Source organism: Streptomyces phaeolivaceus (assembly GCF_009184865.1).
GTDB lineage: Bacteria > Actinomycetota > Actinomycetes > Streptomycetales > Streptomycetaceae > Streptomyces > Streptomyces phaeolivaceus.
The window spans coordinates 5,342,803-5,368,408 of sequence record NZ_CP045096.1; the positions used below are offsets into that span (position 1 = coordinate 5,342,803).

At 70.9% G+C, this 25,606-nt stretch carries 23 protein-coding genes and 5 pseudogenes; 16 read left to right on the top strand and 12 right to left on the bottom strand.

All coding sequences use genetic code 11. The features are described 5' to 3' along the window. Nucleotides 1-106 precede the first annotated feature (106 nt). Nucleotides 107-910 (bottom strand): phosphotransferase, encoded by an 804-nt coding sequence (locus F9278_RS25165; RefSeq protein WP_152170341.1) that lies wholly within the window; start codon nt 908-910, stop codon nt 107-109. 84 nt (nt 911-994) lie between these two features. Next, complete coding sequence (locus F9278_RS25170) at nt 995-1,456, bottom strand: glycine-rich domain-containing protein (RefSeq protein WP_152170342.1); 462 nt, start codon at nt 1,454-1,456, stop codon at nt 995-997. Nucleotides 1,457-1,816: 360 nt separating this feature from the next. On the opposite strand from F9278_RS25170, the gene F9278_RS25175 reads away from it, so the two are divergent. From F9278_RS25175 to F9278_RS25185, 4 genes and pseudogenes are all read left to right on the top strand, one after another. Then, nucleotides 1,817-2,569, top strand: coding sequence for a DUF6879 family protein (locus F9278_RS25175; RefSeq protein ID WP_152170343.1), 753 nt, complete (start codon nt 1,817-1,819; stop codon nt 2,567-2,569). Nucleotides 2,570-2,581: 12 nt separating this feature from the next. Next, the gene (locus tag F9278_RS25180; RefSeq protein ID WP_152170344.1) at nt 2,582-3,424 is read left to right on the top strand and encodes a helix-turn-helix domain-containing protein; all 843 of its coding nucleotides are present in this window, start codon (nt 2,582-2,584) and stop codon (nt 3,422-3,424) included. A gap of 4 nt (nt 3,425-3,428) precedes the next feature. Then, a pseudogene (locus tag F9278_RS48785) lies at nt 3,429-3,602 on the top strand (DUF6879 family protein); the annotation flags it as partial. 16 nt (nt 3,603-3,618) lie between these two features. Continuing rightward, entirely contained in the window at nt 3,619-4,470 is an 852-nt protein-coding gene (locus F9278_RS25185; RefSeq protein WP_152170345.1) for a helix-turn-helix domain-containing protein, read from the top strand. Here F9278_RS25185 and F9278_RS46290 read toward each other — a convergent pair. Next, nucleotides 4,436-4,648 (bottom strand): hypothetical protein, encoded by a 213-nt coding sequence (locus tag F9278_RS46290; RefSeq protein WP_193241620.1) that lies wholly within the window; start codon nt 4,646-4,648, stop codon nt 4,436-4,438. The two genes, F9278_RS25185 and F9278_RS46290, sit on opposite strands and share 35 nt — an antisense overlap. A 103-nt stretch (nt 4,649-4,751) precedes the next feature. Between F9278_RS46290 and F9278_RS25190 the strand changes: the two genes are divergently transcribed. The 5 genes from F9278_RS25190 (at nt 4,752) to F9278_RS25215 (ending at nt 9,480) form a co-directional block, all read left to right on the top strand. Further along, nucleotides 4,752-5,102: a hypothetical protein gene (locus F9278_RS25190; protein WP_152170346.1), complete on the top strand. Its 351-nt coding sequence runs from the start codon at nt 4,752-4,754 to the stop codon at nt 5,100-5,102. A gap of 535 nt (nt 5,103-5,637) precedes the next feature. Then, nucleotides 5,638-7,224, top strand: a complete 1,587-nt coding sequence (locus tag F9278_RS25200; RefSeq protein ID WP_152170347.1) for a serine/threonine-protein kinase — start codon at nt 5,638-5,640, stop codon at nt 7,222-7,224. A 202-nt stretch (nt 7,225-7,426) separates the two neighbouring features. Continuing rightward, nucleotides 7,427-7,960 carry an RNA polymerase sigma factor gene (locus F9278_RS25205; RefSeq protein ID WP_152170348.1) on the top strand — a complete coding sequence of 178 codons (534 nt, stop codon included), beginning with the start codon at nt 7,427-7,429 and terminating at the stop codon, nt 7,958-7,960. A gap of 25 nt (nt 7,961-7,985) precedes the next feature. Then, a complete protein-coding gene (locus F9278_RS25210) occupies nt 7,986-8,813 on the top strand; it encodes a hypothetical protein (RefSeq protein ID WP_152170349.1) in 828 nt (275 codons plus the stop codon). Nucleotides 8,814-9,006: 193 nt separating this feature from the next. Beyond that, nucleotides 9,007-9,480: a carboxymuconolactone decarboxylase family protein gene (locus F9278_RS25215; protein ID WP_152170350.1), complete on the top strand. Its 474-nt coding sequence runs from the start codon at nt 9,007-9,009 to the stop codon at nt 9,478-9,480. Nucleotides 9,481-9,591: 111 nt separating this feature from the next. On the opposite strand, the pseudogene F9278_RS25220 reads toward F9278_RS25215, so the two are convergent. After that, nucleotides 9,592-9,843, bottom strand: a pseudogene (locus tag F9278_RS25220) (hypothetical protein); the annotation flags it as partial. Then, complete coding sequence (locus F9278_RS46295) at nt 9,768-10,529, bottom strand: hypothetical protein (protein ID WP_193242116.1); 762 nt, start codon at nt 10,527-10,529, stop codon at nt 9,768-9,770. The pseudogene F9278_RS25220 and the gene F9278_RS46295, both read right to left, overlap by 76 nt. Before the next feature lie 242 nt (nt 10,530-10,771). Between F9278_RS46295 and F9278_RS25225 the strand changes: the two genes are divergently transcribed. Together F9278_RS25225 and F9278_RS47345 are read left to right on the top strand one after the other, a co-directional pair. Then, complete coding sequence (locus tag F9278_RS25225) at nt 10,772-10,972, top strand: hypothetical protein (protein WP_152170351.1); 201 nt, start codon at nt 10,772-10,774, stop codon at nt 10,970-10,972. Between the two features lie 45 nt (nt 10,973-11,017). After that, nucleotides 11,018-11,253: pseudogene (locus F9278_RS47345) on the top strand (carboxymuconolactone decarboxylase family protein); the annotation flags it as partial. A 30-nt stretch (nt 11,254-11,283) separates the two neighbouring features. Here the strand turns inward: F9278_RS47345 and F9278_RS25235 are convergent. Beyond that, a complete protein-coding gene (locus F9278_RS25235) occupies nt 11,284-11,634 on the bottom strand; it encodes a hypothetical protein (protein WP_152170352.1) in 351 nt (116 codons plus the stop codon). Between the two features lie 353 nt (nt 11,635-11,987). Between F9278_RS25235 and F9278_RS48790 the strand changes: the two are divergent. After that, nucleotides 11,988-12,296: pseudogene (locus F9278_RS48790) on the top strand (phosphatase PAP2 family protein); the annotation flags it as partial. A gap of 923 nt (nt 12,297-13,219) precedes the next feature. Here F9278_RS48790 and F9278_RS48795 read toward each other — a convergent pair. From F9278_RS48795 to F9278_RS25270, 5 genes and pseudogenes are all read right to left on the bottom strand, one after another. Next, nucleotides 13,220-13,801, bottom strand: a pseudogene (locus tag F9278_RS48795) (histidine kinase); the annotation flags it as partial. An 84-nt stretch (nt 13,802-13,885) separates the two neighbouring features. Continuing rightward, complete coding sequence (locus tag F9278_RS25255) at nt 13,886-14,935, bottom strand: Rieske 2Fe-2S domain-containing protein (protein ID WP_226966926.1); 1,050 nt, start codon at nt 14,933-14,935, stop codon at nt 13,886-13,888. 141 nt (nt 14,936-15,076) lie between these two features. Beyond that, nucleotides 15,077-16,294: a serine hydrolase domain-containing protein gene (locus F9278_RS25260; RefSeq protein WP_152170353.1), complete on the bottom strand. Its 1,218-nt coding sequence runs from the start codon at nt 16,292-16,294 to the stop codon at nt 15,077-15,079. A 118-nt stretch (nt 16,295-16,412) separates the two neighbouring features. After that, nucleotides 16,413-17,276, bottom strand: a complete 864-nt coding sequence (locus F9278_RS25265; protein ID WP_264300180.1) for a response regulator — start codon at nt 17,274-17,276, stop codon at nt 16,413-16,415. A gap of 11 nt (nt 17,277-17,287) precedes the next feature. Next, nucleotides 17,288-18,553 carry a sensor histidine kinase gene (locus tag F9278_RS25270; RefSeq protein ID WP_450373553.1) on the bottom strand — a complete coding sequence of 422 codons (1,266 nt, stop codon included), beginning with the start codon at nt 18,551-18,553 and terminating at the stop codon, nt 17,288-17,290. A 160-nt stretch (nt 18,554-18,713) separates the two neighbouring features. Here F9278_RS25270 and F9278_RS25275 point away from each other — a divergent pair, with 160 nt between their 5' ends. The 3 genes from F9278_RS25275 (at nt 18,714) to F9278_RS25285 (ending at nt 21,902) form a co-directional block, all read left to right on the top strand. Further along, nucleotides 18,714-19,157, top strand: coding sequence for an effector-associated constant component EACC1 (locus tag F9278_RS25275; protein ID WP_152170356.1), 444 nt, complete (start codon nt 18,714-18,716; stop codon nt 19,155-19,157). Further along, the gene (locus F9278_RS25280) at nt 19,154-21,613 is read left to right on the top strand and encodes a caspase, EACC1-associated type (RefSeq protein WP_152170357.1); all 2,460 of its coding nucleotides are present in this window, start codon (nt 19,154-19,156) and stop codon (nt 21,611-21,613) included. The genes F9278_RS25275 and F9278_RS25280 overlap by 4 nt, the downstream gene beginning before the upstream one ends. A gap of 100 nt (nt 21,614-21,713) precedes the next feature. Beyond that, on the top strand, nt 21,714-21,902 hold the full coding sequence (locus F9278_RS25285; RefSeq protein WP_152170358.1) for a hypothetical protein: 189 nt from the start codon (nt 21,714-21,716) through the stop codon (nt 21,900-21,902). 36 nt (nt 21,903-21,938) lie between these two features. Here F9278_RS25285 and F9278_RS25290 read toward each other — a convergent pair whose 3' ends face one another. Beyond that, nucleotides 21,939-23,030 carry a LacI family DNA-binding transcriptional regulator gene (locus F9278_RS25290; protein WP_152170359.1) on the bottom strand — a complete coding sequence of 364 codons (1,092 nt, stop codon included), beginning with the start codon at nt 23,028-23,030 and terminating at the stop codon, nt 21,939-21,941. 390 nt (nt 23,031-23,420) lie between these two features. On the opposite strand from F9278_RS25290, the gene F9278_RS25295 reads away from it, so the two are divergent. Next, entirely contained in the window at nt 23,421-25,508 is a 2,088-nt protein-coding gene (locus F9278_RS25295) for an RICIN domain-containing protein (RefSeq protein ID WP_152170360.1), read from the top strand. Nucleotides 25,509-25,606: the final 98 nt, after the last annotated feature.

Genomic DNA, 25,606 nt, shown 5'->3' on the forward strand with positions numbered 1-25,606 from the left:
GGCGTAGGGCATTCCGTCGTGGGACCGGTGGATCAGCGGTGCCGGGGTTCGTCCCGGGTGCCGCTGGCCCGCCTCCACCGCTGCGCCGCAGGTCCGGTCACCCGTCTCACTCCCGGATGAGACCACGATGCGCGGCCCACGACCGCGCGGCGGCGATCAAGGGGGCACGGTGCGGAAGTGGGTCCGTCTTCTGCCGGTTCTCCCAGACCGCGCAGAGGGCGTCGGCGAAGGTCGTGACGACCGTGGTGGGAGCGGCGCGGTAGGCCGGGACCGTCCGGGCGATCTCTTCCGCCTGCCCGGGGGTGTGGCCGGCGTGGACGAGTCGCACGACCGCGAACGCGGTGTCGGCCCAGTCCGGGCCGGGGCAGGCCAGGGCCCAGTCCAGCAGACGGATGCCGTCGGCGGTCACGAGCATGTTCAGCGGGGACACGTCCGTGTGGACGAGCGCCGTACCTTCGAGGTCGGACGTACGGTCGGTGGGGAATAAGCCACTCCACCGCACGTGCAGTGGCTTCTTGCGGACCACCCCGGGCCACGGGGTGGCCGACATGGCGGTGAGCGTGTCGGCCAGCGGAGCGAGATCGGCCGAGCCGGGGGCCAGGCCGGGGTGGTGGCCGACGATGAACTCGTACCCGATGAGCAGCCACCCGCCCGCCTCCACCTCCCAGAGCACGCCGGGCGCACACGGCGCGCACCGAGTGACCCGTGCCTCGTAGTCGTACGTCCATGCCGCGTCATCGTCGAGACGGGTGCCCTTGACGAAGACGCGTCCGGACGCGGTGTGCAGCGTGCAGGCGAGGCGGGACATCACACCGGTATCGGCTGTCTCCGCGTGGCCTACGGGCCCGGTGTGTTTCTCCACGGCCTCCCGGGCCGCGGAAGGGAGTTCCTGCCATGCGGTGCGATCCACCCGCGCCCTCCTCGTACGCGACGGCAGCCGGTCCCCGGCTCGACCACAGGGTGGCACAGGACGGGGACCGGCCGCAGGGGTGTGTCAGGCGTGCCTGGGGCTGTTGTGGCAGTTGGCGTGGCACTGCGAGCAGTCGGCGATGTCCAGTTCGGGCCAGAACTCCATGTCGACGAGGTACCCGGCCGCAGTGATGGCGTCGACGGTACGGGCGCGCAGGGCCTTGCCGCCGCCGTGTTCCTCCTTGTCGAGGAAGCCTGGCTGGTGGTGGACGAACTTCCCGAGCGTCCCGGCACAGAACTCCTGGTACGCCTTGGTGTGCAGCAAGAAGGCATGCCAGAAGTCATCGACCAGGGGCGAAGGGCTGAGCGGCGCGTCGCTGCGGGCACCGGCGACGAGGAAGGCGAGCATCTGTCCGATGCCCCGCTGCGCCTGGCCCTCGGTCATGTCCGGAAACCTGGCCCGGATATTGGCCGCGAGGGTTTTCCTGAGGTCATCGCCGATCAGCGTCCGCGCGTCGGTCGCGGATCGTTCCTGTACTACGGTCACGGTCTTCGCCTCCTTGATTCGGCGTTGCGTCGAAACGTGCGTGGTGCGTCCTGCCCGCCTGGGCTGTCCGGTCATCCGAGCGGGAGGGGAGTTCTACGCCGTCGGGTGACGGCATCGGCGACGGTCGCTCACGTCGTACGCGTAGACGCTGTCGCCTGGTGCTGTCGACTTGCCGGTGGTGGACGAACAGGACGCTAAGGAAGGAGCGTTGGGGGCGCCATGCGGTTTTCTAGGTTTTTCTCGCGTAGTTGAGTACCTTGCTGGAGTTTTCTCACGAAGGTGGCGGCGTGGTGTAGTTCGGTGGCAGACGGCCGGGCAATGCTGATCAGAGGGATTGCCCCCTGTGAGAAGGAGACCGCCATGGCCCGTCAGCTACGCTTCACCGGCACAGACAGCAAGGTCGACGGCTGCCCCGCCCTGCATACCGACATCGAGAGCGGCGAAGTGGTCGTGCAGGGCACGCCGCTCACCGACCCCGATGACCTTGCCCAGTTGCGGCACTTCGGTGCGGGGGAAGCCGCTGTCGTCGTACCGCGCGAACTGCTGGTGAACTGGGGGCCGAAGGAGATGGAACGGGAACCGGAGCTGGTCGACCGGGATACCTTCCGTCGCCTCTTCGAGACCTTCGAGTACACCGCTTGGCGGCTGGAGACGCGGCGTGGGTACGCGTCCGACCGGGAAGACCCCGACTACCGGGCCTTTCTGGAGACGGGCAGTGCGCCGTGCGACTTCAGCGAACCGTGGTTCGTGAACGTCCGCAACCAGACGGCCGTCGGCAAGAGGATCGGCCGGGTCCGCGTTACCGACGACCCGCCCACGCAGGAGCAGTTGTTCCTGCTCGACTACGCCAGGCACAACGCGTACGTCGGCGAGGACATGCGCTACCTCTGGCGGAAGGACGCCGAACGGATCGGCCTGCCCGCAGAGGACTTCTGGATCTTCGACTCGCGGATCGTCGCCCTGCTTCACTTCGACGATGCCGACACCCTGCTCGGCATCGAACTGATCACTGAGCCCGCCCTCATCGTGCGGTACTCCACGATGCGTGACGCGGCCATGCACCACGCCGTCCCATACGAGCAGTTCGCCGCGCAGGCGGCCACGGTCGAGTAGCGCCAGAGACCGGTGAGCACTGACTATCAGCAAGCGCGGGAAGCTCTGGGCGCGCGTCTTCGCGAACTGCGCTTCTCATGCCCTGATGGTCGCCTCACCGGCCAGCAGTTGGCACAGCAGCTCGGCTGGCCAGGCTCCAAGGTCAGCAAGTTGGAGAACGGCAGGCAGACGGCCACTCCCGAGGACCTGCAGGCATGGGCCGAGGCCGTCGGCCGGCCCGATGTCTATCCCGAACTCGCCTCCCGCCTCGCGGGATTCGAGTCCCACATCAGGTCATGGCGTCGAGCCCTGGCAAACGGATTCAAGCCCGTCCACGAAAGCCTGAGCGGAGAGATCGAACGCACCAGGGAACTGTGGATATGGGAAGAGTCGGTGATCCCCGGAATGGTGCAGACACCCGAATACGCACGCCATGTCATCAAGCGGTACTCCGAGCTACTGGCCCCGGCCAGCGACATCGAAGAAGCAGTCCTGGCCAGAATGAAGCGTCAGGAATGGCTGTATCAGCCCGGCCGCAAGCTGCACGTCCTGATGTGGGAAGCCGCGCTCCGTTCACTGATCTGCCCTCCTTCCGCACATGCCGCGCAGCTGGACCGGCTGGGAGGTTTGATCGGGATGGACACGGTCGAGTTGGGGATCGTGCCATTCGCGACCCCGGTCAAGATCGTGCCCGCCAACGGTTTCTGGGTCCTCGACGACCGCCTCGTCGTCGCGGAGGACTGGCACGCAGAAATATGGCTGGACGACGCGGACAACATCGCCCTCTACACGCGGGTCTGGAACACGCTCCGAGAGTCCGCCGTGTACGGTGCCGACGCCCAGCAGGTAATTACCAAGGCACGCCAGGCATTGTGATGGCGACTCCCGACTGGTCGCACTGCTCAATTTCGACGACGCGGACAACCTGGTCGACGTCGACCTGGTCACAGAGCCCGTGGCGGTCCTGCGGTACGCCATGACGCGTGATGCGGCGATGCACCACGCCATCCCGTCCGAGAAGTTCGCGGCACGACTGACCGCGAAGGAGGACTGAAAGCAGGTGCGGACCGGTGAGCACGGACTATCAGCAGGCACGAGCAGCTCTCGGGGTACGACTGCGCGAACTCCGGCTCTCCGCCCCTGGACGCCCGCTCACCGGTACGAAACTCGCCGAGCAGCACGGGTGGAACAAGTCCAAGGTCAGCAGGCTGGAGAACGGCAGGCAGACTCCAACACCCGACGACCTGCGCAAGTGGGCCGAGGCGACCGGTCAGCCCGAGGCGTACGACGAGTTGCTGGCCCGCCTCCGGGGCTTCGAGTCGCACATCCGGTCATGGCGGCGGCAGCTGGCCTCGGGACACAAGGCAGTCCAGGACACGCACCTGAGCGCTCATGCCGACGCCTCCGTGTTCCGTGGTTGGGAGTCCTCCATGATCTTCGGGATTCTCCAGACGCCGGACTATGCCCGGTCGATCTTCACGAGGTACGCGGAGCTACAGCGATCGCCGCGCGACACGGAGGAGGCAGTTCGGTCCCGCATGAAGCGTCAAGAGGCTCTGTACGACTCCTCGAAGCGTTTCCACCTCCTCCTGTGGGAGGCCGCCCTTCACGCCTCGGTCTGTCCGCCTTCGGTACTCGCAGCCCAGCTCGACCGACTCGCAGGAGCCGTCGGCCTCGACACGGTAGAGCTGGGGATCATCCCGCTGTCCGCCTCTCTCAAGATCCCCCCGGCCACCGCCTTCTGGGTCTACGACGACCGCCAGGTGATCGTGGAGAACTGGCACGCCGAGTTGTGGATCGACGACGTAGCGAGCGTGGACACGTATCTGCGCACCTGGAAGACGCTCCGGGAGTCCGCCGTATACGGCGCCGACGCGCAACACCTCATCAGTGCGGTACGACGGACGTTGCGCTCACGTTGAAGCCGATGCCCAGCGAATGCTCGTGCGCCTGCCGGGCCTTGTCGAGGTGTTCGTGGGGGCTCCCCGTCGCGGGTGAGCCCTCCGACCCGGCGGAGACCAGGAGACGGCGGAGGGCTTCCGCGCCGACCTCAACGACTAGGTCAGGAAGTACGGCTTCCTCGCGCAGATCGTCCCCCACGGCGACCTGGCGGATGATCCGCCGCGAGGAGGGGCTGGCCTACGACATCTGATGCGTGTGCCCCGGCTGGATATGCTGGCCGGGGCATCCCTTGGAGGACATCGTGAGCACACAGCGCGACCACGGCACAGAGCTGATCCCGCGCCCCGCGCGGACCCCCGAGGCCCTCCGGGCCGCCCTTGCCGCCATCGCGCCGGAGCGGCTGCCGGAAATGGACGCCGATCAGCGCAAGGCCGTCGCCGCCGCCATCGAGCAGAGCAGCATCAAGCCCCTCCAGCTCTTCATGATCGCGTGGGCCGCCAACATCGAGATCGAGCGGTTTCCCGAGGCGGTGCGTGAGCTGCGCCGCGCCGAGTACATGGCCAACGCCGCCGAGACTCTTGAAGAAAGCCGCCGCTACGTAAGGATCTCCGGCGACATCATCCGCGCCGCGTACAAGGCGGTGTCCGAGTGACCTGGAGATGGGAGTACGACCCTGGCGAGGAGTACGTGGCGGGCGGAGCTCCGCCGGCCTTCATCGCCGAGGTCGAGAAGAAAGCCGACGAGTTGATCCGCGCCGCTGAAGCTCTACCTCGACGGCACGAGGTACGAAGGCATGGGGCCGAAGAGCGAAACCGTGGATGTCCCCGGAGGCATGTTCGTCTTCCTGATCGTCCCCCGGTTCGAGTGCGGCTACGTCCTCCAGGTCACCTGGATCTGACCCCGGCAGGTGGCCCCCGGCTCTTCGGAGCGGGGGCGTTTTTCTGTCGCGGCTGACCGTGAAAGACGTGAGGGCCCAGCCGCCCGCGCGACTCCGGCCCAACGGCGGTGGTGAAGATACGGCTCAGACGGTCCGGTCGGCGGGATGCCGACCGGCCGCCGCCCCCTCCCGCCCGTCGTCCACCACCGCACCGGAGCCCTGTCGCACCGCGACCGCTGGACGGCATCCTGACGCAGCGGTCACACTTGACCCCTGACCGTGACCGTTCATCACGCACACCGGGGGCAAGGTGCCGCAGGAGGCGATCTCCGACCGTTACGAACTCCTGGAGGAGCTGAGCCACGGCGGCATGGGCGACGTGTGGCGCGGCTACGACGCCGTGCTCGACCGGCCCGTCGCCGTGAAGCTCATCCGGCAGGCGTCGGTCACCTCTCCGCAGCTGGCCGAGGAGTTCGCCAAGCGCTTCCGTCGCGAGGCCCGCATCACCGCGCGTATCCAGCACCCCGGTGTGCCGCAGGTGTACGACGCGGTGCTCGACGCGTCGTACGAGCGGCTGTTCCTGGTGATGGAGCTTGTCGACGGCGTACCGCTGTCGGCCTACCTGGATCCCGGCCAGCCGCTGCCGGTCAGCTGGGCGGCGGCCGTCGCCGCGCAGGTCGCGACCGTGCTGTCGTACGCGCACGACGTGCCGGTGATCCACCGGGACCTCAAGCCGGGCAACATCCTCGTCGCCCGCGACGGCACCGTGAAGGTCCTCGACTTCGGTATCGCGGCGATCCTGCGGACCGACGTCACCAAGCTGACCGCCACCGGCAGCCCCATCGGCACCCACCAGTACATGTCGCCCGAGCAGGTCCGCGGCGGACGCATCACCCCGCAGACCGATCTGTACGCGCTCGGCTGTGTGCTGCACGAACTCCTCAGTGGCCGCCTCGTGTTCGAGGCGGAGAGCGAGTACCTGCTGATGTACCAGCACGTCAACGCCGCCCCCACCCCGTTGCGACAGCTGCGGCCCGACGTCCCCGAGGCGCTGGAGGAGCTGGTCCTGCATCTGCTGCGCAAGGCGCCCGAGGCGCGGCCCGCCGACACGCAGGAGGTGTACGCGCGGCTGCTGCCGTTCCTGCCGCCGCCGGGCCAGGAGCCCGGCACGGCCGATGCCGGGCCGACCGGCGCGCCCGACCCGACGGGCGTGTTTCGTCACCCCTTCGCGCCCCGCGCCCGTGCCCAGGCGCCCGCACCCGGTGGTCTGCCGCCCACGACCGTCCTCCCGGCGGCCCAACCGCTGCCCGTCCCAGCCCAGTTGCGCGAGGACATCAAGGAGGCGTACGCCCACTCCGACGCCCTGCTGGAGGAGGAGCGGTTCGCGCAGGCCGCCGAGGTGCTCGGCGAGGTCATCGCACCCGCGGCCCTCGCCCTCGGTTCCGAGAGCAAGCAGGTCCTGGCGCTGCGCCGCCAGCGAGCGGCGATCCGCCTCCTCGGCGGCGACTACCGGACCGCCCTGCCCGAGTTCGACGCCCTCGCCGACGCCTACGCCCGTATCGCCGGGCCCACCGGCGAGCAGGCCCGCGCCTGCCGCGCCCAGGCGGCCCGCTGCCGCGCCGAACTCGGCCAGGTCACCGACGCGCTGGCCGCGCTCCAGGGCGTGCTGAACGTCGTGCGGGCCGTCGACAGCGACGTGAGCGAGGAAGCCGTGGAGCTGCGGCACAACATCGGGATGCTGCTGCTCGCCCAGGGCCGGGCCGCCGAAGCCCGGCACATCCTCGAACCGCTCCACCAGGACATGTGCATGGTGTTCGGCCCGGAGGACGAGATGACCGTCGAGATCGCCGAGGCGCTCGCCGTGATCCGCCTCGACCTCGACGGTTCGGCTTCCTGACCCGCGTCCTCCAGAAGCAGCATCGCCCGGACCATACCGCTCTGCGGCCGAGGGAATTCCGCTCCGCAGCGGGGCCCGGCTCTTCGTGTGCGCGTCCGGGGCGACCGTCCGACGACCGAGGGGCAACATCCTCTGGGAAAACTCTCCTGTTGCACCTGTGGCCGTCGTGGACACGTAGGGGCAGAAGCTACGGAAGGAAGCCATGCCCATCGACACCGAGGCCGAGTTCACGGACGTGTACCGGGCCCACTACGAGGACGTGCTGAGGTTCGTACGCCGTCGCGCCCATCCCATGAACGTCGACGACATCGTCGGCGAGACGTTCCTCGCGGCGTGGCGCAGGCGCCGTGAACTCCCCGACGACCCCCGGCCCTGGCTGTTCGGCACCGCCCGCAAGGTGATGCTCAACGACAGCCGGGGCATGCGCCGGCACACCGCGCTCGCCGTCCGTGTCCAGCAGGCCGCCGAGACCGGCGGTCGCACCCTGGCCGCCGACCCGGCCGCGCTGGTGGACGGCCGGACGGACCTCGCCGCCGCCTGGCAGGCACTCGCCCCGGCCGACCAGGAGGTCCTGGCCCTGCATGTGTGGGAGCAGCTCTCCGCCAAGGACGCCGCGAAGGTCCTCGGCTGCACCCGCGCCGCGTACGCCATGCGCCTGACCCGCGCCAAGCGCCGCCTCGCCGCCCGGATCGACCGGGCCGCCGCCACCGCGCCCGCCCTCGCCACGACGTTCTGACCCCGCCGAACAGGAGCCCCGAGACATGAACACGAACACCGCCCGGCACGGCGACCAGGCCACCCCCGACCCCCTGCTGTCCCGCCTCGCCCCCCTCGACGCCGCGCCCCGCACCGAGCCGACCGCCACCGAGATCGACCGCGAGGAGACCCTGCTGCGTACGATCCTCGCCGACACCGAGCCTGCCCGCACCTCGGTCCGCCCCGCCACCCGCGCGCCCCTCGTCCGCCGTGTCTCCTTCACCCTGGCGGGCGCCCTCGCGGCGGGACTCGCCGTACTGACCGCCACCGGCGGCCTCTCCGGCCTCCCTGGTATGGGCTCCCAAGGCCCCCTGTCCTCAGCCGAGTTGGCGAGCTGGACCGGCACGCCCAGCAGCCTGGACTCGGCCGGCGCCGAGGGCTCGGCCGCCGAGAAGGAGTGCCTGGACGCGACGGAGGACTACGGCTCGGGACCCGCCGTCGTCAGCAACGCGGACATCCGGGGTAACGTGGCCTCGATGGTGGTCAGCCGGGGCGGCGACGCGGTGTACTGCCTGGCCGGTGCGGACGGCGGCGGGACCACGATGGGCATCTCCCCGGTGCTCGACCTCCCCGCCGACGGCATCGAACTGGACACCTACGGCTCCCGGGGCGAGGACGACGGCCTCCTCAACTACGCGGTCGGGTCGGTCGGTTCGGACGTCGAGAAGGTCACCGTCCGCGACAGCGGCCACACCGTGCGGGCGACCGTCGAGAACGGCCGCTGGACCGCCTGGTGGCCCCGCGGCGACCGCTACGGCCTCCTCACCGGCACGGTCACCCTCACCCTCACCGACGGCACGACCCGCACGATCAAGAGCCCCGAACTGCCGTGACCGGCACCGCCGGAGAGAGTGACGGGGGTCACATCCACCCATGTCACATCCGACCCGGCGGCATCCGTCCCTGTGTTGTCACCGCGTACGAAGACCGGCACATCACGAAGACCGGCACATCACGAAGACCGGCACATCACGATGACCGGCACATCACGATGACCGGCACATACGACGACACAAGGAGCCCGTCATGGAAGCCCGTCTGAACCTGCTCGCCAACCCCCTCACCGGCAAGCTCGTCAAGCACCTCGTCGGCGCCAGCAAGGTGGTCGGGGAGGCGGGACTGCCGCTCACCACCCAGGAGTTGGTGCGCATCCGGGCCAGCCAGATCAACGGCTGCGGCTACTGCCTCGACATGCACACCAAGGAGGCCGAACACGCCGGGGAGACCGCCCAGCGGCTGCACCTGGTCGCCACCTGGCGGGAGGCCAAGGTCTTCACCGAGGCCGAGCGCGCCGCCCTGGAACTGACCGAGCAGGGCACCCGTATCGCCGACGCGGCCGGCGGTGTCCCGGACGCGGTCTGGGAGAACGCGGCCAAGCACTACGACGAGGACCAGCTCCTCGCCCTGGTGGCCCTCATCGCCCTCATCAACACCTTCAACCGGCTGAACGTGATCGTGCAGCAGCCGGCGGGCGACTACCAGGTGGGCATGCTCGGCTGACCGGACCCGCGACGACGACGAACCCCCAAGTCCCGTACAGGGATTGGGGGTTCGCCATGCTGGAGCGGCGGGGGAGGAGGATCAGTTCCGGCGGCACCTGCCCACATCGATCCGCACGTGCAGGGGCTGGTCGCCGCCCTTGGAGCCGAAGTGGTTGGCGATGACGAAGACCTGCTCACCGCGGAACTCGAACTCGCCGACCAGTGGCTTGCGGCTGCTGCCCCAGGCGTCGCTGGTGGGGTCGATCCGGCCGGGGGAGTGGCTGAGCCGGACACCCTTGCGGGACTTCACGACGGTGGTGGCCGTGGTGGGGGTGGTGGCCTCGGCGCCGGTGCGGTCGGTGAAGGAGACCCGCTTGGGGTTGACCCGGCTGTGCGGGTCCGGACTGCCGGGGCGGGCAGCGAGGTGTACTCGTCGGCGAACTCCGGCCAGAGGGTGCCCAGCACCAGTACGGGTTGACGGTCGGGGCGGATGAGCAAGCCGTGGAGGACGGCCGCGATCTGTTCGCCGACCCCGGGAACGCCGAGGTAGTGGTGTGCCTCGTTCATCCAGACCACGGTGTGCGGCTGAACCCGGTGCAGGTCTTCGAGAGCGGCCTGGGCCCTGCTCGGGTCGAAGGGATGCCAGAGCCGCCATCCCCGCTCGCCGAGCGGCAGGACGGCCTCCCAGCAGGCGCGGGTCTTTCCGGTCGACGACGTACCGACGAGGACGACCGTCCGGCTGCTGCCCTCGGCGGCGGCGCGCACCGATTCCGCGAGCACGTGGTCGTGTGCCCGGAGGACATAGCCAGGCAGTCTCCGCTCCTCCATCGCGCTCGAGTTCCGTCCGCCCGGGGCTGATGCGGCGGGGTGGACCTCGAGGTCATGAGGGTCCCACTGTTCGATCGGCCTGCCCGGCCCGGCCTCGGTCCCTCCCGAGGGGCTGTCCTCTGCGGCTGCGGACCGCCGCAGCCGCAGCAACTCCTCCTCCGGCAGACTCAGCCCACCGGCCAGCGCCGACACCGTCTTCGCGGACGGGGCGGGTGCGTCTTCCTGGAAGGCCAGCTGCACGGTCGTACGGCTCAGCCGCGTCCGCCCGCGAGTTGTGTCTTGTCCAGCTGTGACACGGCCAGCCCGTCATTCAGTCTGCGACGCAACTCGTGGAGCGCCACCTGCTGTTCGTCCCGCACCTCTTCGCCCCCGACACCCGGTGTGTACGCCGGTGTTCATCTTTGTCCGGCCGCACCCTGGCGCGCTCTCGTTTCGCGACCTTCGACCAAGTCGATTTCCGGAACCCACGCAAGGAGCCCGCCGTGCCGCACGTCGTTGTCGTTCTGCTCACCATCGGCCTGGTCGTCATGTTCGCGCCGCTGGCCGCCGCGGGAGCGGCCAAGCCGGCCCGGTGGGAGGGTGCCGACTATCCCGCCGCCGTCAGGCAGGCCGTCATCACCTTCGGCGCCGTGCTCACCCTCGCCGCCGCCGTCACCGCTGCCCTTGCCTCGCTCCGTTCATGAAGCGTCGCAAAAGGGGCAGTGGTGTCAGCGAGTCCGGATCTGTGGGAGGCCAAGGTCTTCACCGGGGCCGAGGGCGCCGCCCTGGACCGACCGAACAGGGCACCCGCATCGCCGACGCGGCCGGCGGCGTCCCGGACGCGGTCTGGAAGAACGCGGCCAAGCACTACGACGAGGACCAGCTCCTCGCCCTGGTGGCACTCCTCGCCCTCATCAACACCTTCAACCGGCTGAACGTGATCGTGCGGCAGTCGGCCGGCGACTACCAGGTGGGCATGCTGGGCTGGGCGGTTCCGGTCAGGTGGTCGAAGGTCCTACGCCCCGTCCCTCCGCGCGAACTGGAGGGAGAGGGAGCGCAGGACTTCGGCCGTGGTCGTGTCGCTCCGCCCCTCGTCGTGCACCTCGGCGAGGTGCACGAAGGCGTAGGCGAAGCAGTTGGCCAGGGTGACGATCGCCGGTGCCAGGGCCTCCGTGATGAGATGCGTGGTCTCCTGGGCGGAGGCGTCGGCGGGCAGCTCGATCTTGGGCAGGGTCTCCACGAGCAGCGCCGAGACCGCCCCCGTCAACGCCACCTCGACACCGGGGTTCTCACGCGCCTGCCGCCGCACCTCGACCGCCTCGGTCAGAATCCCGACGACTCGCTGCATGATCTCGGCTCGCTCCATGGAGGGAGCTTAGGCTTCCCGCCCCGGCCGCCTCGCCCGCGCTGTCGAGCATGACGATCGTCGGGGGTCGGACAGGGCCGTTCGGGGCGGGTGTTCGGGAGCCGCGGTTCCTAGCGTCAAGCCGTATGAGAACGAAGTCTTACGGCGATGGCGGTGGAGATCGTGGTGGAGACGGCGGGGCCGGTGCGCGTGGCGGCGGTGGCTTCGGGCGTCGGTTGCTCGGGAGTTCGGTGGTGTTGGGCGCGGGTGCGGTGGCGGTCGGCCTGCTGTTTCCGGGTGGGTTGGGGGACGCGGGGCCGGTGCGGGTGACCGACGGCGTATCCGCGTCGCTGTTCCGGAGGGTGAACGGGCTGATGGCGGACGGGCCTTCGGGTGCGGGGGCGTGGGCGAGCGCGGCGGCCGAGGGACTGCTGATCGTCCTCGGACTGCTTCCGCTGCTGCTTCTGCTGCTGCGTTCGGGCGTGCGCCGACGTGACGCCCGTACGGTCGCCGGAGTGGCCCTGGTCCTCGTCGGCACGGTGGTTGCCTACGGGGTCAGTGAGGCGTTGAAGCTGGTGGTGGACGAGGAGCGGCCCTGCCGCGCGGTGCCGGGGGCGGAGGTGATCGGCGCGTGCCCGGAAGCGGGGGACTGGTCGTTCCCGAGTAACCACGCCACGCTCGCCACGGGGCTCGCCGTGGGCCTGTCGCTGCTGCGTCCGCGCCTCGCGGCCCTCGCCCTGCCCCTCGCGGCGGTCGGTGCGGTCGCCGAGGCGCCGGGTTCGCGGGGAATCCACGCGACCACCGCGAATCCGCCCTTGCACGGGCCGTACGCCAGAGAGCCCCCGGTGAGCCGGACACGCTCGTCCAGCCCGATCAGCCCACGCCCCCCACCGGCCCCGGCCCCGACTCCGGCCCCGGCCCCGGCCCCGACTCCGGCCCCGACTCCGGCCCCGACTCCGGCCCCGGCCCCGGCCCCGACTCCGGCCCCGACTCCGACTCCGGCCCCGACTCCGACTCCGGCCCCGGCCCCGACTCCGACTCCGGCCCCGACTCCGGCCCCGACTCCGGCCCCGACTCCGGCCCCGACTCCGACTCCGGCCCCGGCCCCGACTCCGGCCCCGACTCCGGCCCCGACTCCGGCCCCGACTCCGACTCCGGCCCCGACTCCGGCCCCGGCTCCGACTCCGGCCCCGACTCCGGCCCCGGCTCCGACTCCGGCCCCGACTCCGGCCCCGGCCCCGACTCCGGCCCCGGCCCCGACCCCGGCCCCGACCCCGACTCCGACTCCGGCCCCGGGCCCGTTCACCACCCGTACGCAGACCCCGTCGTTCGCGTCGGCCATGTACCGGATCCGTACCGTCACCGTCGCGCCGGGCGCGTGTCTGACCGCGTTGGTCAGGGACTCCTGGACGACCCGCCGTACGGCGAGTTCGGCGATCGGTGACAGCGCGTCCGGTTCGCCCTCGGTGTCCAAGGTGACGGAGAGCCCGGCACCGGACGCGCCCTCCACCAGATCCCCGACCCGGGACGGCGCCACGACCGCGTCGCCTCCGCCGTCCCCCGGACGCCCCTGCCGCCGCGCCCGGTCTCCCCGTTCGCCCAGCACCCCGATGATCTCGCCGAGCCGGTCCACCGCCGTGGCGGCCCGCGCGCGGATGTCCCCCGCCGCTTCCCGGTGCGCTTCGGAGAGGCCGGGGGAGAGCTTCAGGGCGCCCGCGGAGAGGGCGATCAGGCTGAGGTCGTGGCCGAGGAGGTCGTGCGTGTCCTGGGCGATACGGGCACGTTCGCGAAGCCGGGCCTGCTCGGCGACGAGGCCCCGCTCGCGCGACAGTTGCTCCGCGTGCTCCCACCCTGCCCGCTCCAAGGCACGGTACTGACGCCAGAACCGGCCCCCGAACCACGGCAGTACGGCAGCCCCGACCAACACCGTCACGAAACGGTCCCCGAACGTGATCCACGCCGGAACCACCGCCACCGCGATCACACCGGCCCCCACCACGACCGCCAGCACGGTCGCCGCCGCGCGGGCGGACCCCGGCCGCCGCCCCGCCGCACAGGCGAGCACCCCGGTGGCCACGACCCACCACGGACTCACCACGCTCAGCCCCGCGACCCCCGCCACGGCCACGAGCAACGGCACCCCCGCACCACGAACCCCTGCCCCTGCCGGCCGCTCTCGTCGCCTCACACCCGCGACCCTACGAGGACCGGAAGCCGCCGCACACTGCCGAAAGTCAGGGTGCCCACGCCTGGCCGACCGTCTTCACCGTTCTCAGGAGCCCCGGCCCACTTCCTCCAGCGGAGCCGCCGCGCCCGCCCCCGCTCCGCCCCCGCTCTCCGCCCCCGGATAGAACTGCGCGTACCACCGCCGCAACGCCCGGATCCCCTTCTCGTGCGGAAGCAGTACCGGCCGGGCCTGATGGATCTTGTGGTCCCAGATCCGTACCTCCTCGCGCACCTCCCCCAGCGCCTCGGCCCGGAAGACGAGCTTCAACAGGGGGGTGAGGAAGGGCAGTCGGGCGGGCTTGCGCAGGTAGTACAGCATCCGCAGCTCGCTGGTGCGGTCGTCGACGGGGGTGCTGAGCGCGACGGCGGTCACCGACAGCACCGGCCCGTGGGCCCGGACGACCATCACCCCCGGCCCGTACATGAACGCGTCGAACGTGTTGTGGATGTCCCACCCGAGGACGCGCCGGCTGATCGTCCCGCGCGCCTCGGCGAACGGCCCGTCCTCCCGCCACTCCTGGACCGGCGGTTCGCTCTGGCCGTGGATGTAGTGGAAGTGGGACTCGTCGACGATGTTCTCGCGCATCTCCTGGATGTGGATCCGCGCCCGGCACGTGTCGTCGACGGGGGAGGAGAACCGCCGTGACCCCGTCTCCTCGATCTCCGGCACCTCCCACGCGGGTTCGCCCGGTCCGGCGTACACGAACACCAGCCCGCTGTGCTCGCGCACCGGGAACCCGCCGATCGACACCTTGGGCGTCCGGACGGCGAACGGCGCCTCCACACAGCGCCCGTCCGTCCCGAACCGCCAGCCGTGGAACGGGCACTCCACCGTCCCGTCCACGACCTTCCCGCCGACGCCCAGATGGGCGCCGTAGTGCGGACAGTGCGCGTCCCGCACGGCAGCCCGCCCGTCCGCCCCGCGAAAGGCGATCAGCGCCCGCCCGAAGTAGTGCAGGGCGACGACCTTCCCCGCCCGCAACTCCCGGCTCCGCAGCACCGCGTACCACCCGTGGGGCACGCTCGGCATCGGGTACTCGTCGGCGCGCGGATCACGGACCAGGCTGCTGTCATGACGCCGCCGACGTATTCGCATGGGCCGATGCTAACGGTGGTTGTGATCCACCGGCCTCAACATGTCTGAACAGTAAGAAAGTTGAGAGCCGCGTCTGCCTCTGCCGTCGTCGCTGCCGCGGTCGGTCGAGTGGGGTCCTCGCGGTCGGTCGAGTGGCCGCCGCTACGACGGCATCCCGAAAGCCGCCACCATCACCCCCGTCGCCACCTTGTTCATGTCCTTCCCCTTGGCGTCGGTGGAGTTGACGCCGTAGACGAGGGTGCGGGTGCCGTCGCGGGTGGAGGCGATGGCCGCGTTGTAGCCCCAGCGCCCGCCCGTCTTGCCCCAGACCTCCCGCCCGCCGAGCACCTTCCTGGCGAGGCCGACGGCGTACTCGGCGGGCTTGCCGGTGAGATGGTCGGCCACCTCCGGCACCGTGAACATCTCCTCCAGCAGCGGCCCGCGCGGCACGACCCGCCCCCCGAACAGCGCCTTCGTGAACCGTTCCAGATCGGCCGTGGTCGAGATGAGATCCCCGGCCGCCCACCCGTCCGTCACACCCCACACGGTGACGTCCCGCAGCCCGGTCGTCCCGTCGTCGAGCGTCATCCGCTGGTAGCCGTGGTTGTGCGGTCCGACGATCCGCGCGTCGGTCCCCGGCAGATACGTGTCCCGCAGCCCGAGCGGCCTCAACACCCGCCGGGTGACCTGCTGTTCGTACGACTCCCCGGTCACCCGCTCGATCAGCAGCCCGGCGACCGTGTACCCGATGTTGAGGTAGTGCTGCGCCTCGCCCGGTGCGAACTCCGGCTCCTTCGCCGTCGCCGAGCGCACCATCTCCGCCGGGTCATGGATCCGGAAGCGGTTCGCGTACGCCCCCTCGACGGTCGACCACGGGAAGTCCGGCGCCGGGATGCCGTGCGTGTGATCGAGCAACTGCCGGACGGTGACACCGCCGTACGACGCCGGAATCAGCTCCGGCAGATACGAACGGGCGCTGCGGTCGAGGTCGACCTTCCCCTCGGCGGCCAGCAGCAGCACCACGGCCGCCGTGAACACCTTGGTCACGGACCCGGCGCGGAAGCGGCCCTTCGGATCGGCAGCGCGCCCGCTCGCGAGGTCACGCACCCCCGCGCTGCCCCGCCACACCCCCTCGCTCCCCCCGACCCGGACGAGCGCGGCGGTCGCGTCGGCGGACGGCAGCCCGGCGAAGGCGGTCTCCAGGGCGGCGGCCACGTCGGGGTCGATCCCCGACCGGACCGCCGCCCCGGAGACCGAGTGGGGCGAGGCCGAGGCGACCGTACGGGGCGAGGCGGAGGCGGTGGCCGGCAGGGTCGTGGACCCCGCGGCCACCCCGAGGACGAGGGCGGCGGCGAGCAGCGTACGCGTGGTGCTCTTCATGGTCGGCGGCACGGTCAACTCCGTTGATGAGAGCCGGTGTTGTGGTCGGCTCCATCCTTCTGACCGGCGGCTTCGCACGGATCGCCCGCACAGGCGGTGTCGGGGAGGCCGGCGGAGGTCAGCCCCTCGCCCGCGCGGGGGAGGACCAGGGCCGGAGGGCTCCCCCGGACGGGGGAGGCGTGGGGCCGACCGGGGGACCCGCGACCTCTGGGGACGGGTCCCCCGCCGCGATCAGCCCCGTCTCGTACGCGCAGATCACCGCCTGGATACGGTCCCGCAGCCCGAGTTTGGCGAGCACGTTGCCGACATGGGTCTTCACCGTGTGGTCGCTGACGACCAGTTCGGCGGCGATCTCGGCGTTCGACAGCCCGCGCGCGAGCAACAGCAGGGTCTCCCGCTCGCGCCCGGTCAGTACGTCGAGCCGTGGGTCGGGCAGCCGGGCCGGGGCGGGCGCGGGCCGCGTGTACTGCTCCACCAGCCGCCGGGCCACGGAGGGCGCCAGCAGCGAGTCGCCCCGCGCGACCACCCGTACGGCGTGCACGAGATCGTCCCGCCGCACATCCTTGAGCAGGAACCCGCTGGCCCCCGCGTGCAGCGCCTCGTACACGTACTCGTCGGAGTCGAAGGTCGTGAGCATCACGACCCGGCACCCGCCGCCCGCACGTCCCGCACGTCCCGCACCGCCCGCACGTCCCGCACCGCCCACACCGCTCGCATGTCCCGCACGTCCCGCACCGCCCACACCGCTCGCATGTCCCGCACGGCTTGCATCGCCGGTGCCGTCCGCCCCGATGGCCCGGCAGGCGGCTATCCCGTCCATCCGGGGCATCCGGATGTCGAGCAGCGCCACATCCGCGCGATGCTCCCGCACCGCCGCCACGGCCTCGGCGCCGTCCCCCACCTCCGCGACGACCTCGATGTCCGGCTGGACGTCGAGAATCAGCGCGAACCCACTGCGCACCAGCTCCTGGTCATCGGCCACGACCACCCGGATCACCGCCCGACCTCCGCCGCGGGCCCCACGGCCGCCCTGGGTACCGGTACGGGTATCCGCACCCGCACCTCGAACCCGCGCCCGCCCGGCCCCGCCCCCATCTCGGCCGTACCCCCGTGCGCGGCGGCCCGCTCCCGCACCCCGACGAGCCCATGCCCATGTCGAGGCCCGTGCCCGTGCCCGTGCCATCCGGGCCCACCGCCGTACCCGGCCCGGGGCCCCCGCCCGTCGTCGACCACCCGCACCACCAAGTCCTTCTCCTCATAAATGAGTTGTACGGAGACCGTACGGGCACCCGCATGCCTGACGGTGTTCGTCAGCGCCTCCTGGACGATCCGGAACACGGTCGCCCCGACCCCGCCCGGCAACTCCCGCTCGGACCCCTCCACTTCGTACCCGACCTCAAGCCCACTGCCCCGCACCCGATCGAGCAGCGAGGGCAACTCCCGCACCCCCGCCAGAGGTTCAAGAGGCGAGAACCCGGCCCCATACCCCTCCTCCCCCTCCCTCTCCTCCCTCTGCTCCCCGTCCTCCCGCAGAACGCCGAGCATCCGGCGCAGCTGGAGCATGGCGTCCCGCCCGGTCTCGGAGATCGCGTCGAAGGCGGCCTCGGCGCGCTCCGGAGCCGTGCGCACGGCGACGGGCCCGGCCTCCGCCTGCACGATCATCAGGCTGACGGCGTGGGAGAGGATGTCGTGCATCTCCCGAGCGATCCGGGCCCGTTCACGCGCGGCGGCCCGCTCGGCCTCGACGCGGTGGGCGCGCTGACGGGCGTCGGTGTGCCGCCCGAAGACATAGGCGGCGGCGAACACGAAGGCGGAGAAGGTGAGTTCACGCACCGACCGGGTGTTGAGCCACACCCCGACGGGCACCGCGACACTCACCAGCAAGCCGCTGACGAGCCGCGTCCGAGGCGGCGACAGCACGGCGATCGTGTAGACGACGACGAGCCCGTTGTACGGCAACGGCTGCCCCGGCCCGTCCAGCGCCAGCTTGTACACCATGCTGGTCACCAGGACCGCCAGCAGCACGGCGAACGGCGCCCGCCGCCGCCACACCAGCGGCACCACGGTGAGCGTCGTCAGCCCGTACGCCGCCCAGGTCGCCGGCGCCAGCCCGGCCGCCCGAGGCACCACGAACGGCATCGTCATGGCCCCCTGCACCAACAGAGCGACCCCGACATCCACCACCCACGGATACCCGTCGGCAAGCCCCCGCGCCCCGCGGACTCCCTGTACTCCCCGTACTCCCCGAACTCCCCGTATGCCCTTCACGAGCAGCCACCGTAACGGCCTGACTGCCCCAACTCCCCTCCAGGGAATCGCCCCTGAGTCGCCATCACCTCGCACACGGGTCTGGGCCGTACCCCACCCCGTACTGCACACTGTCCTGCACGAGATCGAGGCACAACGGGCGGGGGACGACATGACAGTCACGGGCGTCATAAACGACTCAAACGGAACGAACGGCACGCTGGACATAACGCTGAGGCTGCTCGCCGCCGATGCCGCCGCCGATGCCGCCGCCGACGGCATCACCGTCACCGCGATCCAGGAGGACGACCTGTCCGTACTCCGCCGGGGCCTCGTCGCCGAACCCGAACTGCGCGGCCGGGTCCGCCTGGTGACCGGGGCGCCGGAGGAAGGGCAGATGGGGTCCGGCATCGAACTGCTGGCGATAGCCATCGGCGGCAGCGGCGCCGTCACCGCCCTCGTCCGCTCGCTCCCCGCGCTGCTCAAGGCCCGGCGGGCGGCGGCCACGGTGGAGCTGACGCTGCCCGACGGCCGCACGGTGAAGGTCACCGCCGACTCCGCCGACGACGCCCACACCCTCCTCGACGCGGCGCTGCGCGACCACCGGCAGCCGTGACACCGAGACTGCCGGACCCCCGGGGTTCCCGCGCGGTCCTCGTCGGCACCTCCCGCTACGACAGCGACCTGCCCGACCTCCTCGCCGTGCGCAACAACCTGGAGGTCCTTCAGGAGTTGCTGACGTCCGACGCGTTCGGCGGCTTCCCGCGCGAGCGCTGTGAGGTGGTCCAGGACGTGCCGGACCCGCGCGCGGTCTGCGCGACGATCCGGGAGGCGGCCATGACCGCCACCGACACCCTGCTGGTCTACTTCTCCGGGCACGGCGTCCTCAACGACGACCTGAAGCTCCATCTGGCGCTGACGGGCACGGACGAGAGCGATCTGCGGTGGACGTCGATCCCGTTCGAGGCGATCCGGGAGATCCTCGAAGCGTCACCCTGCCCCAACAAGATCCTGATCCTGGACTGCTGCAACAGCGGCCGGGTCCTGGACACGCTCATGGGCGACGGCCCGGTCCCGGCCGAGGCCCTCACCGTCCGCGGCACCCACATCCTCACGTCCTCCGCGAACGCCCCCTCCTACGCCCCCGTCGGCGAGCGCTACACCGCCTTCACCGGCGAGTTCATCCGCCTCCTCCGCGACGGCCTCCCGAACGGCCCCGACATCCTCCCCCTCAGCACCCTCTACACCCCCCTCGCCGACGCCCTGATCCACCGCGGCTACCCGTCCCCACGCCAGCAGAGCTCGGACGGGCACGCGCGGTTGGGGTTGGTGCGGAATCGGGGGGCGGTGCCGGCAGGGGTGGAGGCCGCGGAGAAGAGGGAGGTGACGGCTGACGACCGTCCCCCGAACGGAGAGGTCCGGTTCGCACCTAGCCTCGTCTTCCATCGGATTCGAAACTGGGGCATCGGGCTGCCGCTGTCCGTGGGCCTGCTGCTCGTGGCCGGCCCGTTGCTGCCGGAAGAGGGCAAGGACATCGATCCGGCCAACTGGCGCCACTCGGCGGCGATCGTCGCGCTCGTGGGCATCCTGTTCGTCATCGCGGCCCTCGGGAAACGAAACCCGGGCGGCTATTCGCTGGTGGTGAGCTCCGACGGCGTCGAGGTGCAGTACGGGGATTCCGAGCACTTCTCCTACCCGTGGCACAGGATCAGCCGGGCCTGGGTACGGCAGCGACCACCGAGTCGACTGCGCGGCCCGCGCTACGACCTCATGGTCCGCCCGATGCCCGGCGTCTTCTCGCACACGGCGAGCCGTGGTGCGCCGGGCCCCCGCCAGGACGACACCGGGGGCACCCTCCGCTTCGCGGACCTGCACAGGCTGCGGACGACCCCGGAGGCCGTCGAGGCAGCGCTCGCCCTGTACGGCGGCGCGGCATGGACCCCGAGCCCCGGCATCGCCGCCGAACGGGCCCCGGCCGCCGGTGGGGAGCGGGTCTTCACCGCCGACCGCCGCGTTCTCGCGGTCGTGGCGGTGGTGTGCGCGGTCCTGGGAGTGGACGCCGTTCCGCTCGACGTGCTCGTCCGCCCCATGGAGATCTTGTCCGCGCTCATGCCGCTGATCAACTGCACGCTGTTCCTGGGCGCGGCTTGGTTCGCCGCGTCGCGCTTCGTCCGACCCGCACGGCTGGTGGTCGGTGCCGCGGGACTGACCCTGACCCGGGGACAACTGGAGATCGCGTACGCCTGGTCGGAGATCGAGCGCATCGGCATCGTCAACTGGCCACGCGGAGCCCGCTACTTCGGGCTGTTGGTGGTTCGGCCGACCGAGAGCGTCACGGGCGGCATCGACCGTACGAACATGCTCCTGCCCAAACTGGTGCCGGGTGCCCTGACCCTGTGTCCGCTCCTGGAAGTCACCCATGACCGGAGGCTTCTGGAGGCCGCGCTCGCGCGATTCGCTGACGAAGGACAACTCGCCGTGCAGGGCGAGGCCTGGCTGCGGACGTCCCCCGGGAGACCCGCGCCGGCCGGGGCCGGTGTCACCTTCCGGGGCCGTCAGCCCGCGCAGGTCTCCGCAGTCGTGGGCTCGGCACTGCTCGCCCCCTTGGTGGTCAACGGGCGGGTGGCCGAATGGGAGCATGCCCCGGCCTGGGTACCCGTCCTGGACGGGCTGCTGCTGCTCCCTCTCTTCGTCTTCGGCCTCGCCGGGTACTTCCTCACCGGCCGCCATCACGTCCATGTCCATGTGGGCCCCGCCGGTCTGACCCTCCGGGCCTTCGGCAGCCGTCGGCTCCACATCCCCTGGGGCGACGTCGACCGCATCGGTATCGTCGTCCGCCCCGAACCTGAGGAACACGCCCTGGTCCTATGGCCTCGCCATGGCGCCGTTATTCCCCGGGCGTTGTGGCTCCCCACCCAGAAGCGTCACGGCGGCCTGCGCCTGCTCACCCTCCAGGACTTCCGGATCGACACCACCCCGGAAGCCCTGGACCAGGCCGTAGCCCGCTACGCAGGCCGCCGCCACACCCACATGGCACAGCTCCGCCAGACGGCCCCGAAGAGCAAGAACTGAGCGTTTGTGAAGAATCGGGGCGCAGCGCTCGCCGACCCTCGCGGAGCCGTCGGCCCGGGGGCATGATGGCGGTCCAGGGGCCGAGACCGAGGGGGCAGCCATGAGGAACGAGCCGTACACAGCCGTCCTGCTCAAGTTCATCGTGGTGGTAGGCCTGCTGTACATGCCGGTCCTGGTCTTCCACCTGGGCACCTGGCTCCCGTTCGCCGGAGCCAGCGCCTACCTCCTGTGGGAACTCCGCCGCCTCCACAACGCCCTGGAGTCGGCCCGGAGCGACTCCGTACGCTGACCAGCGGGACGCCGACGGACGCCCGCCCCGCACCGCTCAGCGCACGTCGGTAGCCGTCGGCGGCGCGGCCGTGCTCAACCGCCGTACGAGCCGCGTGGGCACGAGCGTCGTCCCACGCCCCTCCGGTTCCGGCCCCGCCGACCCCCCATCCGCACCTTCGACGCCGACCGCACCCGCACTCGTCCCGGCATCCACTCCCTCCCCCTCCCCCTCCCCTTCCCGCATCTTGCGAAGCACCCCCTCCACACACAGCCGCCCCACCTCCGCGAAGTCCTGGTGGACGGTGGTGAGGGGCGGCAGGAAGGACGCGGCCTCGGGGATGTCGTCGAAGCCGACGACACTGACGTCCTCGGGGACGCGGCGCCCCCGCTCGTTCAGGGCCCGCAACAGCCCCAGCGCCATCTGGTCGTTCGCGACGAACACGGCCGTACAGTCCGCCTCCTCGGCGATCCGCAGCCCGGCCCGGTACCCGGACGCAGCCGACCAGTCCCCGCGCACGAGGGGCGGCGCCTGCGGGACACCCGCCTCGGCGAGCGTGTCCCGCCACGCGTTCGCCCGCCGCTGCGCCGCGAACGAGTCCTCCGGCCCGGCCAGATGCCACACCGTCTCGTGCCCCAGCTCCAGCAGATGCCGTACGGCGTCCCGCGCGCCCCCGGCCTGGTCGGTGTCGACGACGGTGTACCGGTCCCCGGCGTCGGAGTCGGCGACCACGACCTGCACCCCGGGCGGCACGGACACGGTCGCCGCGTCCAGCAGATGGACCTCCATGATCACGATCACCGCGTCCACGGCCAGCTCCCCGAGCCGCGAGAACGCCCCGTTCACCTCGTCCTGCGTCGGCACGGCGACGGGCAGCAGCGTGACGGCGTACCCCTCCCGCGCGGCGGACGTGGCGATCGCGTCGAGCGTACGGATGTTCCCGAGGGTGGAGAGGGAGAAGGTGATCACGCCGAGCGTCCGGAACTCCCCGCGCCGCAGCGCCCGCGCCGCGCTGTTGGGCCGGTAGCCCAGCTCCCGCATCGCGTCGAGGACCTGCTGCCGGGTGTCCTCGTTGACCCCGGCGAACCCGTTGGAGACGCGGGAGACGGTCTGCGCCGAGACCCCGGCGAGCCGCGCGACGTCCCCCATGGAGGGCCCTTGCCGGGGCCGGGCGCCACGCCGCCTCGCCGTACGCCCGCCGGTCACGTCCACCTGGGTTCCCCCGACTCTTCCGCCTAGCCCGGAACAGCGTGCCGCTCTCTTCGCTGATCGCTCCGCTGACTCTTCGCTGATCGCTTGGCTGACTCTTCGCCGATCTCCGACGAGTCCTTGACCGCCGCGATTCGGACAGTGTAGACATCCGGCTCAGTGAATGTTTACGTAAACATTCACTGAGTCAAACCATACGAGAGCGCAACGAACCCCAGTAATACGGCTAATACGGCGCCCACCGCACCGCGCTGAACGTCGGCCCCGATCGGCCCCGATCTCCGTGTACGTCCGCCGGGACGCGGCACACGGAAGAGTTGGAGTACTCGCATGGCACACCGCCCCCGTACGCACCGCAGTCGTACGAGACGGCTCCTCGGGGCCATCGGCATCACGGCCCTGGCCACCGGCACGGCCATGGCCACGACCTCCCTGCCGATGGCACACGCCGACACGACGGCCGCGGCGGCGAGCGCGGTGACGGTCAGCCCCGACCCCTCCTACCAGGGCGAGGCGTTCGAGGGCTGGGGCACCAGCCTGGTCTGGTTCGCCAACGCCACCGGCGACTACCCGCAGCCGATCCGCGAGAAGCTCGCGAACCTCCTCTTCGGCGAGGACGGCCTCAACCTCAACATCGCCCGCTACAACATCGGCGGCGGCAACGCCCCCGACGTCCAGGACTACCTGCGCGCCGGCGGCGCGGTCGAGGGCTGGTGGAAGGCCCCGGCGGGCACCACCCGCGAGGACGTCGACTGGTGGAGCGCGGACGACGAGGCCGACTGGAACAAGGACGCCGACGCCACCCAGCGCTGGTGGGTCGACCGCATCAAGAAGGACATCACCCACTGGGAGACCTTCAGCAACTCCCCGCCGTGGTTCATGACGGAGAGCGGCTACGTCTCCGGCGGCTTCGACGCCTCCAAGGACCAGCTGAAGGAGGAGTCGGTCGAGGACTTCGCCAAGTACCTGGTCGGCGCCACCGAGCGCCTGGAGAAGGCGCACGGCATCAAGGTCGACACCCTCGACCCCTTCAACGAGCCCAACACCAACTACTGGGGCACCAAGCTCGGCGCGGACGGCAAGCCGACGGGAGGCCGCCAGGAGGGCGCCCACATAGGCCCCCAGCTGCAGCAGAAGGTCATCAAGGCGCTCGGCCCGGTCCTGGACGACTCCCGCACCCGCGCGGAGATCTCCGCGATGGACGAGACGAACCCCGGCACCTTCGCCACGAACTGGAACTCCTACCCCCAGGACGTCCGCGACCGCGTCGCCCAGATGAACGTCCACACCTACGGCACCAGCCAGCGCACCACGGTCCGCGACCTCGCCAAGGGCGCCGACAAGCCGCTGTGGATGAGCGAGGTCGAGGGCGACTGGGGCGACGGCCAGAGCTTCACCGACATGCGCCCCGGCCTGGGCCTGGCCAAGCGCATGGTCGACGACCTGCGCGAACTGGAGCCCGAGGCCTGGGTGTTCTGGCAGCCGGTCGAGGACTACGACAACATGAAGCCGGGCGGCGAGTCCGCGAAGGGCGGCAACTGGGGCTCCATCCAGCTCTCGTTCGCCTGCACCCAGTCGGACACGCTCGAAACGTGCCCCATCTACACGAACACCAAGTTCGACACCGCCCGTAACTTCACGCACTACATCAAGCCGGGCGACTACCTGGTCAAGACCAACGACGAGAACAGCACGGCCGCCGTCTCCAAGCACGGCAACAGGGCGACGATCGTCCACGTCAACGAGACCACGGCCGACCGCGCCGTGACGGTCGACCTCTCCAAGTTCGGTGACGTCTCCAAGCACGCGACGGTGACCCCGGTCGTCACGGACGCCGCCGGCAAGCTGATCCGCGGGCAGGCCGTGAAGGTCGCCGACAAGCGGGCCACGATCACGGTCCCCGCCCAGTCGGTGACCTCGTTCCTGATCAAGGGCGTGGACGGCGTCGAGGCGTCCAAGGCCGAACTCCAGGACGACCACGCCTACACCCTCACCGGCGTCCAGAGCAGCAAGAACCTGGCCATCGCGGCGGACGGCAAGAGCATCAACATCAAGACGCCGAGCACGACGACCGGTTCGGGCCAGCGGTGGACGGTGGACCGCATCGGCAACTCCGAGCCCGACAACCGCGCCCGCTACGCCCTGACGGAGAAGGTCTCCGGCAAGCGCCTCGCCATCCGCAACGGCTCCCTGGTGGCCGAGCCCGACACGGGCACCCGCGACACCGCCGCCCAGTGGATCCTCTCCACCACCGGCGACACCACCTGGACCCTGGTCAACGCCGCCACCGGCCAACTCCCCGACGTCTACGGCCAGTCCACGAACGACGGCGCGGGCGTCGGGGTCTGGACCCCGAACTCGGGCTACAACCAGCGCTGGAAGCTGACGGATGTGACGCCGACGACGACGTCGTCGTAACGGAAGCTTCCGTCCCAGAAGGAAGCCCCGGGCCCCGGGAATTCGCCCCGGCCCGGGGCTTCCTCGTATCCGGGTACCCGCGTATCCGGTGAACGTTC

Excerpts from the sequence above, each read along its gene's own strand:
- F9278_RS25175 (WP_152170343.1), top strand. The coding sequence starts at position 1,817 with ATGGCCCGTCAGCTACGCTTCACCGGCACAGACAGCAAGGTCGACGGC.
- F9278_RS25205 (WP_152170348.1), top strand. The coding sequence starts at position 7,427 with ATGCCCATCGACACCGAGGCCGAGTTCACGGACGTGTACCGGGCCCAC.
- F9278_RS25210 (WP_152170349.1), top strand. The coding sequence starts at position 7,986 with ATGAACACGAACACCGCCCGGCACGGCGACCAGGCCACCCCCGACCCC.
- F9278_RS25215 (WP_152170350.1), top strand. The coding sequence starts at position 9,007 with ATGGAAGCCCGTCTGAACCTGCTCGCCAACCCCCTCACCGGCAAGCTC.
- F9278_RS25235 (WP_152170352.1), bottom strand. The coding sequence starts at position 11,634 with ATGGAGCGAGCCGAGATCATGCAGCGAGTCGTCGGGATTCTGACCGAG.
- F9278_RS25255 (WP_226966926.1), bottom strand. The coding sequence starts at position 14,935 with ATGCGAATACGTCGGCGGCGTCATGACAGCAGCCTGGTCCGTGATCCG.
- F9278_RS25260 (WP_152170353.1), bottom strand. The coding sequence starts at position 16,294 with ATGAAGAGCACCACGCGTACGCTGCTCGCCGCCGCCCTCGTCCTCGGG.
- F9278_RS25275 (WP_152170356.1), top strand. The coding sequence starts at position 18,714 with ATGACAGTCACGGGCGTCATAAACGACTCAAACGGAACGAACGGCACG.
- F9278_RS25285 (WP_152170358.1), top strand. The coding sequence starts at position 21,714 with ATGAGGAACGAGCCGTACACAGCCGTCCTGCTCAAGTTCATCGTGGTG.
- F9278_RS25290 (WP_152170359.1), bottom strand. The coding sequence starts at position 23,030 with ATGGGGGACGTCGCGCGGCTCGCCGGGGTCTCGGCGCAGACCGTCTCC.
- F9278_RS25295 (WP_152170360.1), top strand. The coding sequence starts at position 23,421 with ATGGCACACCGCCCCCGTACGCACCGCAGTCGTACGAGACGGCTCCTC.